Origin of the sequence: Ochrobactrum sp. C6C9, from assembly GCF_022627935.1 — a bacterium.
GTDB lineage: Bacteria > Pseudomonadota > Alphaproteobacteria > Rhizobiales > Rhizobiaceae > Brucella > Brucella teleogrylli.
Genome location: NZ_JABXGB010000002.1, coordinates 111,507 through 128,383 on the forward strand (window position 1 = coordinate 111,507; position 16,877 = coordinate 128,383).

The window sequence follows — 16,877 nt, forward strand, 5'->3', positions numbered from 1 at the left end:
CAAGAAATATATGCATTTAGAAATAATTTGGCAGTGAGGTCGTTTTCTGCCCGGAGAAAAGGACGTTTCGCGGTCATTCGCAGAGCTTTTGGACAATTTATTTAAGGCTTGAAATATTTTCCGGCAAACGCGATTCTTAGAGCACGGATTTTGGCTCGATTCCTGAGCCTGACCAGCGTGCTTTGAATAAAGGAAATGGGCGTGTCGGTGGATTTCGAGATCATAGTCAGCGACGATCATGAAAGCGAAAAGCCGGAACTGCGTCTCTGGCTGCGCATGCTGTCCACCACCAAGCTGGTCTCGCAGGAAATCCGGCGGCGTCTGCGCAATGAATTCGGCGCGACACTGCCGCAATTCGATTTGCTGGCGCAGCTCTATCGCGAGCCGGAAGGCTTGCGGCTGGGGGAACTGTCACGCCGCACGATGGTAACCAATGGCAATGTCACCGGTCTGGTGGAACGGCTGGAAACCGAAGGTCTGGTGAAACGTGAGACGCCGGGCGCCGATCGTCGCGTCACGGTGGCCCGTCTGACGGATCAGGGCATTTCGGTGTTCAGCCAGATGGCCAAAGCCCATGAAGGCTGGTTGCGGGAAATGATGGCCGATGTCGATCACGATATCATCCAGACCCTGCTGGCCGATCTCGATCCGCTGAAGAAGTCGGTGCGAAACCATCTTTCCGGGGCGGAAGACGAATAAGCCGTCTCCCGCCTGCCGGTTTTTATTTTGCCTGATCACTTGTTGCAAACATGGGGCCGCCCTTGATCGACGGGAAGCCATAGCCGTTGACCAGAACCAGATCGATATCGTCGGAATGGCGCGCAATGCCTTCTTCAAGCAGGGCTTGCCCTTCATGCGCCATGGCGGCGAGCAGACGCTGCATGATCGCTTCATCGCTGAAACTACGCGGAACAATGGCGTTTCGCGCACGGTAATCATCGATCAATGCGTGGACGTCCGGATCGTTTGTGCGAACACCATCCGCATAGCGATACCAGCCGAGGCCAGCCTTGCGGCCAAAACGCCCGGCTTCGCATAATTTGTCGGCAACATCGAAATAGGGAAGGTTTGGGTCGCGGCTTGCTGCCGCTCTCTTGCGCCGCGCCCAGGCAATTTCCAGCCCGGCCATGTCGTAAACCGCGAAAAGCCCCATCGGAAAGCCATAGGCTTCCATGGCGCGATCGATATCTTCGGGATAGGCGCCTTCGGCCAGCATTTTCTCGGCTTCCGTGCGATAGGCCGAAAACATCCGGTTGCCGATGAAGCCTTCGCAGACACCGGTGACGATGGGCAGCTTCTTGATCTTGCGGGCAAAAGCGATGCCGGTTGCAAGCGTCTCATCGGACGTTTCCGCGCAGCGCACCACTTCCAGAAGCCGCATGATATTGGCTGGCGAGAAGAAATGGAGCCCCAGCACCTGGTCGGTGCGGTTGGTGACGGCGGCCAGCTCATCCGGATTGAGATAGCTCGTATTGGTCGCCAGAATGGTTGCCGCAGGCAGCAACGCGTCAAGCTCGCGGAACAGCGAGGCCTTGACGGTGAAATCATCGAAGACGGCTTCGATGACGAGATCGGCATCGGCCAGTGCGGACATGTCGGCGCTGACGGAGAGCTTCGCGCGTTGCGCGTCAGCGGCCTCAGCGGAAAGCGTGCCGGTATCGACAGCCTTCTGGATCATATCGCTGATCCGCGCATGGCCCTTGGCGGCTGCCTCCGCAGTCGTTTCATAGCCGATGACCTTGTAACCAGCAGCAAGACAGGTGACGGCGATGCCCGATCCCATCAGGCCGGTTCCGGCGATGCCGATACTGGAAAGAACACGAGGCTTTGCCTCCATGCCGTCCACTTTTCCAGCGGCGCGTTCGGCAAAGAACAGATGCCGCAAGGCGGCAGCCTCTTCGCTGTCGCGCAGGCGGATGAAGGTTGCGCGTTCTTCGGCCAGACCTTCGGCAATAGAGGCCGTTGTGGAAAGCTGCACCAGCCGCGCGGCTTCGCCGGGAGCCGTAGCGCCGCGTGCCTTTTTCAGGATTTTGGCCTTGGCTTGTTCAAAGGCTGTAGCATCCGGCGCGGTAACCGACAGATCGCCGGTCCGACGCAACGGCTTGCCGATCAGCGCATTGGCGAGCGCGATGGCGTCGGCCACAAGGTCGCCGACCGATATCTGGTCAATGAGGCCCAATTGCTGCGCTTCGTCCGGGGCGATCTGGCGTCCGGTGGCGATCATGTCGAGCGCTGCCAGCGGTCCGATCAATCGGGGCAGGCGCTGCGTGCCGCCAGCGCCGGGCACGATCCCGAGCTTGACCTCCGGCAGGGCAAAGGATGCGCTGGTCGATGCGATCCGCGCGTGAGCGGCAAGTGCAACCTCCAGTCCGCCGCCCAAAGCGGGACCGTTGATTGCGGCCACCACGGGCTTGTCAGCGCTTTCGATGAGCGTGATGACATCCGGCAATGTCGGTTCGACCGGCGGCTTGCCGAATTCGCGAATATCCGCCCCGCCGATGAAGATCTTGCCAGCGCCGCTCAGCACGGTAGCGCGGATCGCCGCGTCTTCTGACGCATGGCGAATGGCTGCGGCAAAACCTTTGCGCACCTCGGCGGAGGTGGCATTGACCGGCGGGTTATCGACCGTGACGACAAGAATGCCATCGACAACCGTGCCTGTCACAGCGGCGGAGAATTCGCTTCTATCGGTCATGGCGGTCTCAGTCCGGTATAACGGCAAAAGCCTGTATTTCGATCTTGGCCCGGTCTTCGACCAGCGCGACAACCTGCACCGCCGCCATGGCGGGGAAGTGCTTGCCGATCACATCACGATAGGCGCGACCGATGCCTTTCAGATTGGCGGTATATTCAGCCTTGTCGGTGAAATACCAGGTCATGGAGGCGATATGCTCCGGCCTGCCGCCAGCTTCCGCCAGAATGGCGACAATGTTTTTCAATGTCTGCTCGGTCTGCTCGACGAAATCGTCGGTCTCGAACTGTTGCTGTTCGTTCCAGCCGATCTGGCCGCCGATATAGACGGTGCGCCCACGCGCTTCAACGCCATTGGCATATCCGATGGGGCGGGCCCAGCCTTGCGGCTGCAGTGTCTTATGCATGTTGTGTCTCCAGAAAATACGTGCGGGGGCAGGCGTTAATTCGCCTTCAGCAGTTCGCGCGCGATAATGAGTTTCTGCACTTCCGTTGCGCCCTCATAGATGCGAAGTGCGCGTATCTCGCGATAAAGCCGCTCGACGATTTCGCCGCTTTTCACACCGCGACCGCCAAACATCTGCACGGCCTTGTCGATGGTTTGCTGGGCGTTTTCCGTCGCAACCATCTTGGCCATGGCGGCTTCCTTGGTGGTGTTCAGCTTCTGAACGTCGCGCCGCCATGCTGCGCGATAGGTCAAAAGTGCTGCGGCGTCGATATCGGTCGCCATGTCGCCAAGCGTGGCCTGCGTCAGCTGCAAGTCGGCCAAAGCGCCGCCGAACATCGGACGCGACCGCGCATGGGACAGCGCCTCGCTGGCTGCACGACGCGCAAAGCCAAGCGCTGCTGCCGCAACCGATGCGCGGAAAATATCAAGCGTGCGCATGGCGATCTTGAAGCCTTCGCCCGGCGCGCCGAGGCGGCGCGAGGCCGGGATACGGCAGTTGTCGAAGCGGATCGTCGCCAGCGGATGCGGCGCAATCACAACGATGCGCTCCGCGATGGAAAAGCCGGGATCGGTGGCGAACACGACAAAGGCCGAAATGCCCCGCGTGCCGGGCGCTTCGCCGGTGCGGGCAAAGACGGTGTAGACATCGGCGATGCCCCCATTGGAAATCCAGGTCTTTTCACCGTCGAGCACATAGTCATCGCCGTCGGCTTTAGCGGCGCAGCTCATCGCCGCCACATCGGACCCTGCCAGTTTTTCCGACAGGGCAAAGGCCGAAATCCATTCGCCGCTTGCCACTTTCGGTAGCACGGCCTGCTTGAGCTCGTCCGATGCGGTGAGGCTGATCGCGCCGGTGCCAAGGCCCTGCATGGCAAAGGCGAAATCGGCAAGACCATCGTGATAGGCCAGTGTCTCGCGGGCAATACAAAGTTTGCGGGAATCGATCCCTTCGCCGCCCGTCAGGCTGACGGCTGCTTCCAGCAGCCCGGCTTTGCCCAGCGCTTTCACCAAAGCGCGGCAGGCATTGTCCGTGTCGCTGTGATCGACATCGGCCAACGCCGGGCTTTGAGCAAAGGCATCCAGTTTTGCGGCCCAATCGGCATGAGCTTTGTCAAAAAACGGCCAGTCGAGATGCTCCCGCGTCAGCGGCAGTGCTGCGGAACTTTCCATCATCAGTTCCCCTCGAAAACGGGCTTCTGCTTGGCTGCGAAAGCCTCGAAGGCACGGCGGAAATCCTGCGTCGCCATGCAGATCGCCTGCGCCTGCGCTTCCGATTCCACCAGTTCTTCAATGCCCATGGCCCATTCCTGATTGAGCATGGTTTTGGTCATGCCATGCGCGAACCATGGACCGTCGGCAATATTGCGCGCCAGCGCTTCGGCCTTGCCCAGAAGATCGCCCTGCGGGTGCAGCGCGTTGAAAAAGCCCCAGCGTTCGCCTTCGTCTGCGCTCATGAAGCGCCCGGTATAAAGCAGTTCCGATGCGCGGCCCTGACCGATCAGTCGCGGGAGAATGCCGCATGCGCCCATATCGGCGCCAGCAAGGCCGACGCGGGTGAAGAGGAAAGCCGTCTTTGCTTCCGGCGTGGCGATGCGCAAATCCGAGGCCATGGCCAGAATGGCACCAGCGCCAGCGCAAATGCCATCAACGGCGGCAATGATCTGCTGCGGACATTTGCGCATGGCCTTGACGACATCGCCGGTCATGCGCGTGAAAGCCAGAAGATCGGGCATTGTCATATGGGTCAGCGGTTCGATGATCTCGAACACATCGCCGCCCGACGAAAAGTTTCCGCCAGCGCCGGTCAGCACGATGGTGCGCACATCGGAGGCATAGACGAGATTGCGAAACAGATCGCGCAGCTCGGCATAGCTTTCAAATGTCAGCGGGTTTTTCCGGTCCGGGCGGTTCAGGGTCAGCGTGGCAACGCGACCGTCTTCGCTTGTTTGCCATAGAAAATGCGTGGCCTGATAGTCCTTGAAAGGCTTCAGATTGCTCGCCATCGAAGTCGTGCCGTCGGTCATCCTGCCATTACCTCCCCACCGGCGATTGCAATCGCCTGTCCAGTTATCGATTGCGCGCCGGGCGATGTGAGCCACAGCACGGTTTCAGCCACCTCTTCTGGCTGTATCAGGCGTCCCTGCGGGTTCGCCTTGACGAATTCTGCCAGAACATCTTCCTCCGACCGTCCGGTCTTGGCGACAATGGCCGCAATCGAGCGTGAGATGATCGGCGTATCGGTAAAACCGGGGCAAACGGCGTTGACCGTCACGCCCTTGCGGGCGAGTTCCAGCGCCAGCGCGCGGGTCAGACCCACGACCCCGTGCTTTGCGGCGCAATAGGCCGAGACATAAGCATAGCCGCTCAGGCCCGCCGTGGAGGCGATATTGATGATGCGCCCGCCTTTGCCGCCCGCCTTGATGTCATCGAGGGTCGCCTGCGTCACATTGAAAACGCCTGTCAGATCGACATCGAGAACGCGGCTCCACATGTCGAGACTGGTTTTCTCAAACGGCGCGCTCGGTGCTTCTCCGGCATTGTTGATAAGAATGCTGACAGGCCCGAATGCGGCGCGCGCGCTGTCCAGCCCGGTTGCGATGGCTTCGCGGTTGGTCACATCGAACCCATCGGCAATAAAGCACCGTTGCCAGTCCAGAAGGGCGGCGGATGCTTCCAGCGGTTCGCGGCGGCGACCCGCCAGGGTCACATTTGCCCCGGCGCGCGCAAGACCGACCGCGATAGCGGCGCCGATGCCGCTACCGGCGCCGGTGACCAGCGCATGCTTGCCGGAAAGGGCAAGGCCAACAGCGGCATCGTTCATCGCAATCTCCCGTTACTTCGCACCTTGCGGCGCAGCTGCGGCGCGGGCGAGATTGGCTTCATACTGATATTTGGCGGAGCGATATTGCTTCGGCCATGCGATCGAGTTGATGCCGATTTTTGCCGCTTCATGCAATGCCCAGGACGGGTCGGCAAGATGCGGTCGGGCCACGGCGCAGAGATCGGCGCGGCCAGCCGCGATGATCGAATTGGCATGATCGGCTTCCGAAATCGCACCGACGGCAATGGTCGGAATGTGGATTTCGTTGCGGATCTTGTCGGAGAACGGGGTCTGGAACAGACGGCCATAAACCGGCTTTTCTTCCTTCCAGACCTGTCCTGACGAACAGTCGATCAGATCGGCGCCAGCAGCCTTGAACATGTCGGCAAAGATCGCAGCATCTTCCGGCGTGTTGCCGCCTTCAAACCAGTCGTGACAGGAAAGACGAACCGAGATCGGTTTGTCCTGCGGCCAGACTTCGCGGATTGCGTGGAAGACTTCCAGCGGATAGCGCGCGCGGTTTTCGTAACTTCCGCCATATTCATCCTCGCGCCGGTTGGTGAGCGGCGAGAGGAAGCTCGACAGAAGATAGCCGTGTGCACAATGCAGCTCCAGCCAATCGACGCCCGCTTCTGCGGCGCGTTTGGTGGCGGCGACAAAATCCGCTTTGACCCGGTCCATGTCGGCGCGGTCCATCGCCTTCGGCGTCTGGCTGTGCTTGAGATAGGGCAGGGCGGAAGCAGACAGAAGCGGCCATGAACCCTCTTCCAGCGGCTGATCGATCCCTTCCCAGGCAAGCTTGGTTGCGCCTTTACGTCCGGCATGGCCGATCTGCATGCCAACCTTGGCATTGCTGTTGCCATGGATGAAATCGACAACGCGCTTCCAGCCTTCGGCCTGCGCATCGTTCCAGATGCCGAGACAGCCCGGCGTAATCCGCGCATCGGGCGACACGCAGGTCATTTCGGCAAAGACCAGTCCCGCGCCGCCCATGGCGCGGCTGCCGAGATGCACCATATGGAAATCGTCGATCAGGCCATCGGTCGCGGAATACATGGCCATCGGCGACACGACGATGCGGTTTGGCAATGTCACGCCGCGCAGCTTGTAGGGCGTGAACATCGGCGGCAGGCAACGCTCGTCTTCCGTCACGTTCAGCCCCTGCTTGCGGGCGAACCAGCGCTCATAGCCTTCCAGCCAGTTCTTGTCGCGCAGGCGCAGATTTTCGTGGCTGATGCGTTGCGAGCGCGTCAGCATGGAATACATGAACTGTTCCGGCTCCAGCGTGTCGGCATAACGTTGGCCGACGACCTCGAACCATTCCATGGCGTTGCGCGCGGCGTTTTGAATGCGTGCAACATCGACCCGGCGGATTTCCTCATAGGCATGCAGGACTTCAGGAATGCCTTCCTTGCCGTGACCGAGTTTCTGGAACTGGTTGGCCAGTTCAATCGCGTCGTCGATGGCAAGTTTGGTGCCCGAGCCGATGGCGAAATGCGCGGTATGGGCCGCATCACCCATCAGCACCACATGGGAATTGCCGTTGAAGTGGCTCCACTTTCCGCAAATCAGGCGGTTGAAGTTCAGCCAGGCCGAGCCGCGCATATGGCGCGCATTGGTCATCAGCGGTACGCCTTCCAGCGTTTCCGCAAAAAGCTTTTCGCAGAAATCGATGGATGCGGTCTGGTCCATCTGGTCCAGTCCATGCGCCAGATAGGCTTCCTCGGTAGTTTCGATGATGAAGGTCGAGGTCTTGTCGTCGAACTTGTAGATATGCGCCTGGAACCAGCCGTGATCGGTCTTGCGGAAATCGAAGGTAAAGGCGTCGAACAGCTTTTCCGTACCGAGCCAGATATAGCGATTGGGCCGAACGATCAGATCGGGTTCGAACACGTCCTCATAGCGATTGCGAATGCGGGAGTTCAGGCCGTCCGAAGCGATGATGAGATCGGCGTCCGGGAAATCGAGATCGCTTTCCACGTCGGTTTCAAACTGAAGCTTCACGCCCAGCGCTTCGCAGCGCAGCTGAAGAATGTTGAGCAGGCGCTTGCGCCCGATGCCGACGAAGCCGTGGCCACTGGTGCGCTGGCGCGTGCCCTTGAACAGAACCTCGATATCGTCCCAGTGATTGAAGGCGTCCTGTATTTCAGCCGCACTTTCCGGGTCCCAGACCTTCATGGATTCCATGGTCGCGTCGGAAAACACCACGCCCCAGCCGAACGTGTCGTAAGGGCGGTTCCGCTCCACGACCGTAATGTCATGTTCCGGATGAAGTTTTTTCATCAGAAGGCCGAAATAAAGGCCGGCCGGACCTCCTCCAATACACACGATACGCATGTTGAGTTCCCTTTCCGATATGCTGCCGACCGATATTTGCCGAACGGAGCCGGTTAATTATTTTAAGCTTAAAATATAATTAGGGGTTCTGGCGCGTCAAGCGAAAAAATCATAGTCTTTCCCACATCGCGTTTGGGAGGCGAGAAAATGCGCCCAAACAGAAATATGCAAATGCAATAATTATAATCGTTCTGAAAAGCGCTATTGACACAGTTTAGAATTGGAAAATATGCTGATGCAAATGAATTGATATTCCGGCGAACGGAAAAGGGGAATTGTCATGGCGGAGCGCTCATTCGCCCGTGAGGTCGAGGATCTGAAGCTCGGCGAAGGCGATATTTTCAGTGGCGAGGGCATTCTCGCCATCACCAAGGCGCTGTTGCAGTCAGGCGTGTCCTATGTCGGCGGCTATCAGGGCTCGCCGATTTCGCACTTGATGGACGTTCTCGCCGATGCGAAGGACGTGATGGAAGATCTCGGCGTTCATTTCGAATCGTCCGCATCGGAAGCTGCGGCTGCGGCCATGCTTTCCGCTTCCGTGATGTATCCGGTGCGCGGCGCAGTAACGTGGAAATCGACGGCTGGCACCAATGTCGCCTCCGACGCCCTGTCCAACCTTGCCTCTGGCGGGGTGACTGGTGGCGCGCTGGTCATCATCGGCGAGGATTACGGCGAAGGCTCCTCCATCATGCAGGAGCGCAGCCACGCCTATGCGATGAAATCGCAAATGTGGCTTTTGACGCCGCGGCCCAATCTGCCTTCGATCGTGGAAGCCGTTGAAAAAGGCTTCGAACTGTCGGAAGCCTCCAACACGCCGGTCATGTTGCAGGTGGGCATTCGCAGCTGCCATGTGCATGGTCAGTTTGTGGCGAAGGATAACAAGCGGCCCGCCCACACGCTGGCCGAAGCGCTGGAAAATCCAAGGCGCGATGTGAACCGCATCGTCCTGCCGCCTGCATCTTTCCTGCACGAGAAGGAAAAGCTCGAAAAGCGCTGGCCCGCAGCCGTCGAGTTTGTCAAAGCCAATCGTCTCAATGAATATTTCGGCCCGAAAGAGGGCGATGTTGGCATCATCCTGCAAGGTGGGCTTTACAACAGCGCCATGCGGGCCCTGCAGCAAATGGGGCTGGCCGATGTTTACGGCGAAAGCCGCGTTCCGCTCTATGTGATGAATGTCGCCTATCCGATGATAGACGATGAAGTCATCGACTTCGTCGCCGGCAAGAAAGCCGTGGTGATGCTGGAGGAGGGCGCGCCTGAATATATAGAGCAGGCGCTGCATACGCTGCTGCGCCGCCGTGATATCCAGACGAAACTGACCGGCAAGGATGTGCTGCCGCTGGGCGGAGAATACACAACGCCCGTGCTTTTGAAGGGTCTGACGGCATTCTTCGATGCGCATGCGCCCCAATTGCTCGGCAACCGTCCGCCGCTGCCCGATCCATCGCCGGTTCTGGCCGATGAGCGCGTCAAGGCGCTGGCAGAAGTGGTGCCGCCGCGCCCCGCCGGTTTCTGCACCGGTTGCCCGGAGCGCCCGATCTTCGCCGCCATGAAGCTGGTGGAAAAGGAGCTGGGCGAGCATCACGTGTCTGCCGATATCGGCTGCCACCTCTTTTCCATTCTGCCGCCGTTCAATCTCGGTGGCACGACCATGGGTTATGGCCTTGGCCCGGCCTCGGCTTCCGCTTTCAATGTGCCTGCGGGCAAACGCTCCATTTCGGTGATGGGCGATGGCGGTTTCTGGCACAACGGTCTCGCCACTTCAGTCGGCAATGCCGTTTTCAACAAGCAGGATGGCGTCATCCTTGTGGTCGACAATTACTATTCGTCGGCGACGGGCGGTCAGGATGTGATGTCCTCCAGAGCGATCAATCCGCGCCGCAAGACCAACAATTCCATCGTCGATGCAGTCAAGGGAATTGGTGCGGGCTGGGTTCGCCAGATCGACCACACCTATGACGTTGCCAAGATGCGCGACACGCTGAAGGAAGCGCTGACGACGGAAGAAAAAGGCCCAAAGATCATCGTGGCGTCGTCGGAATGCATGCTCAACAAGCAGCGCCGCGTGAAGCCGCAATTCGCCAAGGCCGTCAAGGACGGCAAGCGGATGGTCAAGCAGCGTTTCGGCGTCGATGAAGATGTCTGCACCGGCGATCACGCCTGTATCCGCCTGTCGGGTTGCCCGTCGCTTTCGGTGAAGCATACCGACGATCCGCTGAAGGACGATCCGGTCGCGGCCATCGACAATTCCTGCGTCGGTTGCGGCAACTGCGGTGAAGTTTCGGAAGCGGCGGTTCTGTGCCCGTCCTTCTATCGCGCCGATGTCATTCACAATCCGACGGGTTGGGACAAGTTCATGCATCGCCTGCGCTCCGGTGTCATTGGCTGGCTGCAAAAGCGCCGCCGCGCGTCGCGCATCGTCTTTGCGGATTGAGGAACAGGTCATGGCCACACTGAATGCATCGCCGTCCGCTCTTCTGTCGCAGGACAAACCACTGTCAATTGCCATTCTCGCCATGGGCGGGCAGGGCGGTGGCGTTCTGGCCGACTGGGTTGTCGCGCTTGCGGAAGCCAATGGCTGGGTCGCGCAGACAACTTCCGTGCCCGGCGTGGCGCAAAGAACCGGTGCGACGATCTATTATCTCGAACTGTTGCGGGCCCGCGAAGGGGCGCATCCGATCCTGTCGCTGATGCCGACGCCGGGCGACGTCGATATCGTCATTGCGGCTGAACTGATGGAAGCGGGGCGCTCGGTTCTGCGCGGTCTCGTGACGCCAGACAAGACCTTGCTCATCACCTCCACCCATCGCTCCTTTGCGGTGGGCGAAAAGGAAAAGCCGGGCGATGGCATCGGCAATCCGGTGGTCGTCGAGGACGCAACAGCCTTTGCCGCGCGCAAGACCATCGCCTTTGACATGGAAGCGCTGGCAACGAAAAGCGGCAGCGTGGTGTCTTCAGCTCTGTTCGGCGCGCTTGCGGCTTCCGGCGCTTTGCCCTTCGACAAAGCCGCTTTTGAAACGACGATCAAGTCTGGCGGCAAAGGCATTGAGGCCAGTCTCAGAGCTTTTGAAGCTGCCTATCAGCGCGCGCTTGGCGGCGCGAATGACAAGCTGGCGGCAACGCCCGCAAAGCGGCTCGACCCTCTGCCCGAACGGTCCGATCATCCAGCGCTGGATAGGCTTATCCAGCGCATTCGCAGCGAGTTTCCGGGTGAATGCCATCCGATGTTTTTCGCAGGCATCAAGAAACTTACCGAGTTTCAGGACCCGGCCTATGCGGATGAATATTTGACCCGCTGCGCTGCCTTGCTCAAGGCCGATCGCGATAATGGCGGTGCGGCGCATGGTTTTGCCTTCACCGAACAGGCGGCAAAATATGTCGCTGTCGCCATGGCTTATGACGATGTGGTCCGGGTGGCGGATATCAAGGTGCGCGGCTCGCGGTTCGAGCGGGTGCGCAAGGAAATCGGCCTCAAGAAGGACCAGATCGCCTATACGACCGAATATATGCACCCGCGCATGGAAGAAGTGTGCGGCACCTTGCCGAAAGGCATCGGCGCATGGATTGAAAATCGCCCCAAACTCTTCGCGTGGCTCGACAAGCGTGTCAGCAAGGGTCGCCGGGTAAACACGGGAACGCTGTTCTGGTTCACCGGGCTTTATGTCGTTTCGGGCCTGCGTCGTTTCCGGCGCGGCAGCCTGCGCCATCAGCGTGAGGTCGAACATCGTGAAGCCTGGCTGGCACAGGCGCTGGCTGTCTTGCCCAAGAACTATGATCTCGCGGTCGAGGTTCTTAGTTGCCGTCGTCTGGTCAAGGGCTACTCCGATACGCATTCGCGTGGCCTGTCGAAATTTGACCGTGTCCTATCCGCCTTGCCTGTTCTGACTGAGCGGGACGACGGCGCGGCCTGGCTCCGGCGTCTGCGGCAAGCCGCCCTGCTGGACGAACAGGGCATCGCGCTCGATGGCGCGCTGAAGACAATCGCGACGCTCTGACAAAGAGCGCGCCCCGCCAATTCAAAATAAAAGGGGAAAGCTATGTCTCAAGCCCAGAGCATAGACGCGCCGGCTGTTGCCGGAAAGGAAATATCGGCAGGCAAAAGCCTGCTCGTCGTCGGCCTGTGCTGGCTCGCGATTTTCGCGGAAGGCTATGATGTCGGTGTCATCGGGGCCATTCTGCCCGCCTTGTCGGTCGATCCGGTCTGGCAACTGACGCCGATAGAGCTTGGTGCCATCGGCAGTTACACGGTGATCGGCATGCTGATCGGCGGCATTCTTGCTGGCACGTTGAGCGAGCTTCATGGACGCAAACCGCTGTTCATCGCCTGCATCACCCTGTTTTCGCTGTGCATGATCGTCAGCGCCATGGCGCCGTCCCCGTTCATCTTCGGATTGAGCCGGTTCATTTCGGGCATCGGTCTTGGCGGGATTATTCCGGTCGCAGCCGCGCTGACAGTGGAATATTCCCCGATCAAGAAGAAGAGCTTCAACTACGGTCTCATGTATTCGGGCTATTCAATGGGATTGCTTGCCGCAGCCTTGTGCGGTCGCGGTTTTCTTGAAGCGCATGGCTGGCGCACCATCGTGCTGATCGGCGCCATCCCGCTGCTGTTTGTCCCGATCTTCCTCGCATTCCTGCCGGAAAGCGTGGAATCGCTGGTCCAGCGCGGCAAGCATGATGCGGCGCGCAAGACGGCGGCACGCATGGGCGTTGGCGTTCCGGCGGCGATTGTCCGCAAGCATGGCAAGGTTGGCTGGCGCACGGTGTTCGGTGAAATCTTCTCCCCGAAAAAGGCGTTCGAAACCGCCTGCTTTTGGATCGCGCTCTTCATGGGTCTGCTGCTGGTTTATGGCCTCGCACAATGGCTGCCGCAGATCATGCGCAAGAACGGTTACGACCTCGGCAACAGCCTGCTGTTCCTCGCGGTCTTCAGTCTCAGCTCGGCAATCGGCGGTATTGTGCTTGGCACTTGGGCGGATCGCTTCGGTGTGCGCCGCACGGTCGCCTGTTCCTATGCGCTGGGTGCGCTCGGCATTGTGGCGCTTGCCTTCAAGGGTTCGCTCCTGATGAATTATGTGTTTGTGGCCATTGCCGGTTTCGGCACCGTGTCGGCATCGCTGGTTCTGACAGGCTTTCTGGCCCAGCGGCTCGATTCCTCGATTCGCTCCGCCGGAACTGGCTGGGCGCTGAGCTTCTCGCGCATTGGTGCGCTGTCGGGCCCGCTTCTGGGCGGCTTGATCGCAAGCCTCAATGTCGGCCCGCAGTGGAACTTCTATATCTTTGCTATCGTTGCCGCTTTGGCAGCTGTGGCAACCGCGCTGATCCCGTCACGCTCGACGGATTGATGGTCTGACAATTCCGGCTCGCTTTCTTGAAGCGGGCCGGTTTAAAGTTCGTTTTTACGGATATTGCGCAGCATTTTCTGCAAGGTGCCGACAAAGGCGCGATGCTCGTCTTCATCGATGCCTTCAAACAATTGCAACAGCAGATCATACATGACCGGCCATGCTTCGTTGAAGATGTTGCGGCCTTCTTCGGTCATCGAAATATCGCGGATGCGCATGTCTTCTGCGCGTGCCTGACGGCGGATGTACCCCTGCTCTTCAAGCGAATCGAGCGTGCGGCTCATCGTTGATTGTTCGGTCACGGTAAAGACCGCAAGCTCGTTGATCGTCGCCGAAGGGGTGACACTCAAGACGGCAAGCGTGCGCAATTTGACCGTCGTGATCTGGCGGCCTTTCAGCGCTTCCGCAAGGTTTGCATTATAGCGCGCCATCAGGCGGTTCATCAGGTAGGGCGCAAAACTGTTCAGGCCGATCTCGCCCAGCGAACGCGCGGGGTTCTCCTCCTGATGCTCGGAAGCCAGAACCGTACCTGAGAAGCGTTCCTCCATGAATTCCCTCGTCATCGATCATGGTTGCAACAGTCATGCGCCGGATGCATTTTGGCATCAGGCGCAACAAGGCGCTCTCATCGGTGTTAATATCGGTTGCGGAAAGATGCCAGTGAAAAGCGAGCCTGAAACGACAATCGCATCGACCTTCCCGCCCAGATCTCTGAAAACACCGCCGGTTTGACCGTCGGATCGCAGGTTGGTGTTAGGGGCAGAGAAATTGGACGGCGCGGCTTTCGGGATCGCAAAGCGTATCGATCACATTGCAATGATGCGTGCTGTCGATTTCCCAGGCGCTGGTCTCGATCCCCAATCCGTACCAGATGTTTGCCAGCAGCGTATTTTGCCGCCTGAATTCCATCAGCTCGTCGCCGCCGACACAGCAATGCACGGCGATGTCCGTGCGCGGGCGCTGGAGAGCTGCGCTTTCCGCGACAGCTTCTGCGGCATCCATATGGAAAATATCGTTCATTGCGGTCTTGAGCAGCGGGCGCAGATCATGCAGCCCGCTGATTGAAAGAACACGCCTGATCCGTTCTGCCGTTGCGGCGGCAATGGGCGCGTTTTCGCAGGCCATGCGGCTGACCAGATGCCCCCCGGCTGAATGGCCGGTCAAGGCAATGTCGCCGTCCACTTCCTGCGCCAGATGGTCGAGGAAGCGACCGATTTCCAGCGTGATGCCGGAAATCCGTGTTTCGGGGCAGAGCGTATAGCTTGGCATGGCCACGCGATAACCGCGCGCAAGCGCGCCTTGCGCCAGATGCGACCAGAAACTTTTATCCAACCCCTTCCAATAGCCGCCATGGACATACACAACGGTGCCCTTGGCCGAGCCGTCCGGCAGGAAAAGATCGTAGTGGTTGCGTGCGCCGTCGCCATAGGCAATGTCGGGTATCAAACGGCCCTGATCGCGCATTTTTTCGCGAAAGCTGGAGGCCAGTTCCGTCCAGCGCGGCGGATAGCTGGCGGAATCGCTGATAGCTTTCATATTGTCATAGGCGGTATCGAAGTCGTGAAGCACTGAATTCTCCTGCATATCCATGCGCAAGCCGCGTCAGGCGCGGGCTTCGCTAGCCGCCTGCGCACGCAGGGCGGATCGCTGCAATTTTCCGGATTCCGTCTTGGGCAGGCTGGAAACCCAGCATATCACGCGCGGATATTTATAAGGCGCGAGTTCGCTTTTGACATGGCTTTGCAGAGTTTCCTGCAAGTTCTGGTCGCCATTATAGCCCTCGTTCAGCACCACATAGGCTTTTACGATGCAGCCCCGTTCGTCATCGGGCGCTGCCACCACGCCGCATTCCGCCACGGCCGGATGCGCGAGCAGGCTGGCCTCGACCTCCGGTCCGGCAATGTTGTATCCGGCGGAAACGATCATGTCGTCATTGCGGGCCTGATACCAGAAATAACCGTCCTCATCCATGACATAGGTATCGCCGGTAATGTTCCAGCCGTTCTCGACATATTTGGTCTGGCGCGGGTCGGCCAGATATTTGCAGCCGAGCGGCCCGCGAACGGCAAGGCGTCCGGGCGTGCCGGGCGCGCATTCCTGCCCGTTGTCATCGATCACGCGCGCTTCATAGCCGGGGATTGGCTTGCCAGTCGCGCCGGGGCGAATATCCTTTTCCGGCGCGGAGATGAAGATATGCAGCATTTCCGTGGCACCGATGCCGTCCGCCAGCGAAAGCCCGGTGGCGCGTTTCCACGCTTCGAAAGTGGGGAGCGGGAGGGCCTCACCGGCTGAAACACATTTGCGCAGCGAGGAAAGATCATATTGATCGATCTTTGAAAGCACGGCGCGGTAAGCGGTCGGCGCGGTGAAACAGACAGTCGGCTTATATTCGCCGATGGCGAGCGCCAGATCATGCGGCGCGGTCTTTGCCGGAAGCACTGTGGAAGCGCCAATTCGGAACGGAAACAGGACCAGCCCGCCAAGACCGAAAGTGAAAGCCAGTGGCGGCGAGCCAATGAAGATGTCGTCTTCAGTCGCGTCCAGAATGTGATGCGCATAGCAGTCACAAACGATCAGCAGGTCGCGGTGGAAATGGATGGTCGCCTTCGGCAGGCCAGTGGTGCCGGATGTAAAACCGAGCAGGCAAGGATCATCGCCGCGTGTCGCGACCGCCTCGAAATCGCTGGATGCATCGGCCAGCAATGCGCCAAGCTCTCCGTCTGCATTGCCTTCCCATGTCACCAATGTTTTGACGAAACCTGTCTGCGCCACAGCATTTTGCATTTCGCCGATCAGAGCATGATCGCAAAAGGCAATGCTGATTTCGGCCTTGTCGATGATCTGGACCAGCTCGCGGGCGCGCAAAAGCGGCATGGTCGCGACCACGACACCGCCTGCCTTGATGATCGCCATATAGAGCGCAATCTTGGTCGGGTTATTGCCCGAGCGAATCATCACGCGATTGCCGGGTTTCATGCCAAGCTTGTCGGTCAGCACATTGGCGATCTTGTTGATCATCGCGGCAAGATCGCGATAGGTCCAGCGCACGCCCGGCGCCTGCAAGGCGATGCGGTCGCCTCTGCCGTTTGCCAGATGGGCGTCCACCAGCTCGGTGGTCGCGTTCAGCTGTTCCGGGTAACCGAGTTCTTCAAGGTTGATGATATCCGGTAGAAGTTCCGCAGCCGGGAGATTATCCAGAACGAATGTGTCCACATGAGCGCTGGGGTGCATGCTC

General features: G+C 59.4%; 13 protein-coding genes. 4 read left to right on the plus strand and 9 right to left on the minus strand.

What is annotated here, in order from left to right; genetic code table 11:
• The first annotated feature begins 195 nt into the window (after positions 1–195).
• On the plus strand, positions 196–699 hold the full coding sequence (locus tag HWD97_RS01965) for a MarR family winged helix-turn-helix transcriptional regulator (RefSeq protein ID WP_371830821.1): 504 nt from the start codon (positions 196–198) through the stop codon (positions 697–699).
• 22 nt (positions 700–721) lie between these two features.
• Here HWD97_RS01965 and HWD97_RS01970 read toward each other — a convergent pair whose 3' ends face one another.
• The 6 genes from HWD97_RS01970 to HWD97_RS01995 are packed head-to-tail and all read right to left on the minus strand — an operon-like array spanning position 722 to position 8,297.
• Positions 722–2,695 (minus strand): 3-hydroxyacyl-CoA dehydrogenase NAD-binding domain-containing protein, encoded by a 1,974-nt coding sequence (locus HWD97_RS01970; RefSeq protein ID WP_121538420.1) that lies wholly within the window; start codon positions 2,693–2,695, stop codon positions 722–724.
• Positions 2,696–2,702: 7 nt separating this feature from the next.
• Positions 2,703–3,098, minus strand: coding sequence for a RidA family protein (locus tag HWD97_RS01975; RefSeq protein WP_010659199.1), 396 nt, complete (start codon positions 3,096–3,098; stop codon positions 2,703–2,705).
• A gap of 35 nt (positions 3,099–3,133) precedes the next feature.
• Positions 3,134–4,309 (minus strand): acyl-CoA dehydrogenase family protein, encoded by a 1,176-nt coding sequence (locus HWD97_RS01980; RefSeq protein WP_371834677.1) that lies wholly within the window; start codon positions 4,307–4,309, stop codon positions 3,134–3,136.
• A 2-nt stretch (positions 4,310–4,311) separates the two neighbouring features.
• The gene (locus HWD97_RS01985) at positions 4,312–5,163 is read right to left on the minus strand and encodes an enoyl-CoA hydratase family protein (RefSeq protein ID WP_109366835.1); all 852 of its coding nucleotides are present in this window, start codon (positions 5,161–5,163) and stop codon (positions 4,312–4,314) included.
• On the minus strand, positions 5,160–5,960 hold the full coding sequence (locus HWD97_RS01990; protein WP_109366836.1) for an SDR family NAD(P)-dependent oxidoreductase: 801 nt from the start codon (positions 5,958–5,960) through the stop codon (positions 5,160–5,162). Before HWD97_RS01990 ends, HWD97_RS01985 begins: the two co-directional genes overlap by 4 nt.
• A gap of 12 nt (positions 5,961–5,972) precedes the next feature.
• Positions 5,973–8,297 carry a bifunctional salicylyl-CoA 5-hydroxylase/oxidoreductase gene (locus HWD97_RS01995; protein ID WP_109366837.1) on the minus strand — a complete coding sequence of 775 codons (2,325 nt, stop codon included), beginning with the start codon at positions 8,295–8,297 and terminating at the stop codon, positions 5,973–5,975.
• 280 nt (positions 8,298–8,577) lie between these two features.
• Between HWD97_RS01995 and HWD97_RS02000 the strand changes: the two genes are divergently transcribed.
• Genes HWD97_RS02000 through HWD97_RS02010 form a run of 3 tightly spaced genes read left to right on the plus strand, consistent with a single transcriptional unit; the run spans position 8,578 to position 13,642 of the window.
• Positions 8,578–10,731 (plus strand): indolepyruvate ferredoxin oxidoreductase subunit alpha, encoded by a 2,154-nt coding sequence (locus tag HWD97_RS02000; RefSeq protein WP_109366838.1) that lies wholly within the window; start codon positions 8,578–8,580, stop codon positions 10,729–10,731.
• Between the two features lie 10 nt (positions 10,732–10,741).
• Positions 10,742–12,292 (plus strand): indolepyruvate oxidoreductase subunit beta family protein, encoded by a 1,551-nt coding sequence (locus tag HWD97_RS02005; RefSeq protein ID WP_371834625.1) that lies wholly within the window; start codon positions 10,742–10,744, stop codon positions 12,290–12,292.
• Positions 12,293–12,334: 42 nt separating this feature from the next.
• On the plus strand, positions 12,335–13,642 hold the full coding sequence (locus tag HWD97_RS02010) for an MFS transporter (protein WP_109366840.1): 1,308 nt from the start codon (positions 12,335–12,337) through the stop codon (positions 13,640–13,642).
• A gap of 41 nt (positions 13,643–13,683) precedes the next feature.
• On the opposite strand, the gene HWD97_RS02015 is transcribed toward HWD97_RS02010, so the two are convergent.
• From HWD97_RS02015 to HWD97_RS02025, 3 genes are all read right to left on the minus strand, one after another.
• Entirely contained in the window at positions 13,684–14,190 is a 507-nt protein-coding gene (locus HWD97_RS02015) for a MarR family winged helix-turn-helix transcriptional regulator (RefSeq protein ID WP_010659191.1), read from the minus strand.
• Between the two features lie 205 nt (positions 14,191–14,395).
• Positions 14,396–15,211, minus strand: a complete 816-nt coding sequence (locus HWD97_RS02020; RefSeq protein WP_109366842.1) for an alpha/beta hydrolase — start codon at positions 15,209–15,211, stop codon at positions 14,396–14,398.
• A gap of 33 nt (positions 15,212–15,244) precedes the next feature.
• Positions 15,245–16,873 (minus strand): benzoate-CoA ligase family protein, encoded by a 1,629-nt coding sequence (locus HWD97_RS02025; protein WP_109366843.1) that lies wholly within the window; start codon positions 16,871–16,873, stop codon positions 15,245–15,247.
• Positions 16,874–16,877: the final 4 nt, after the last annotated feature.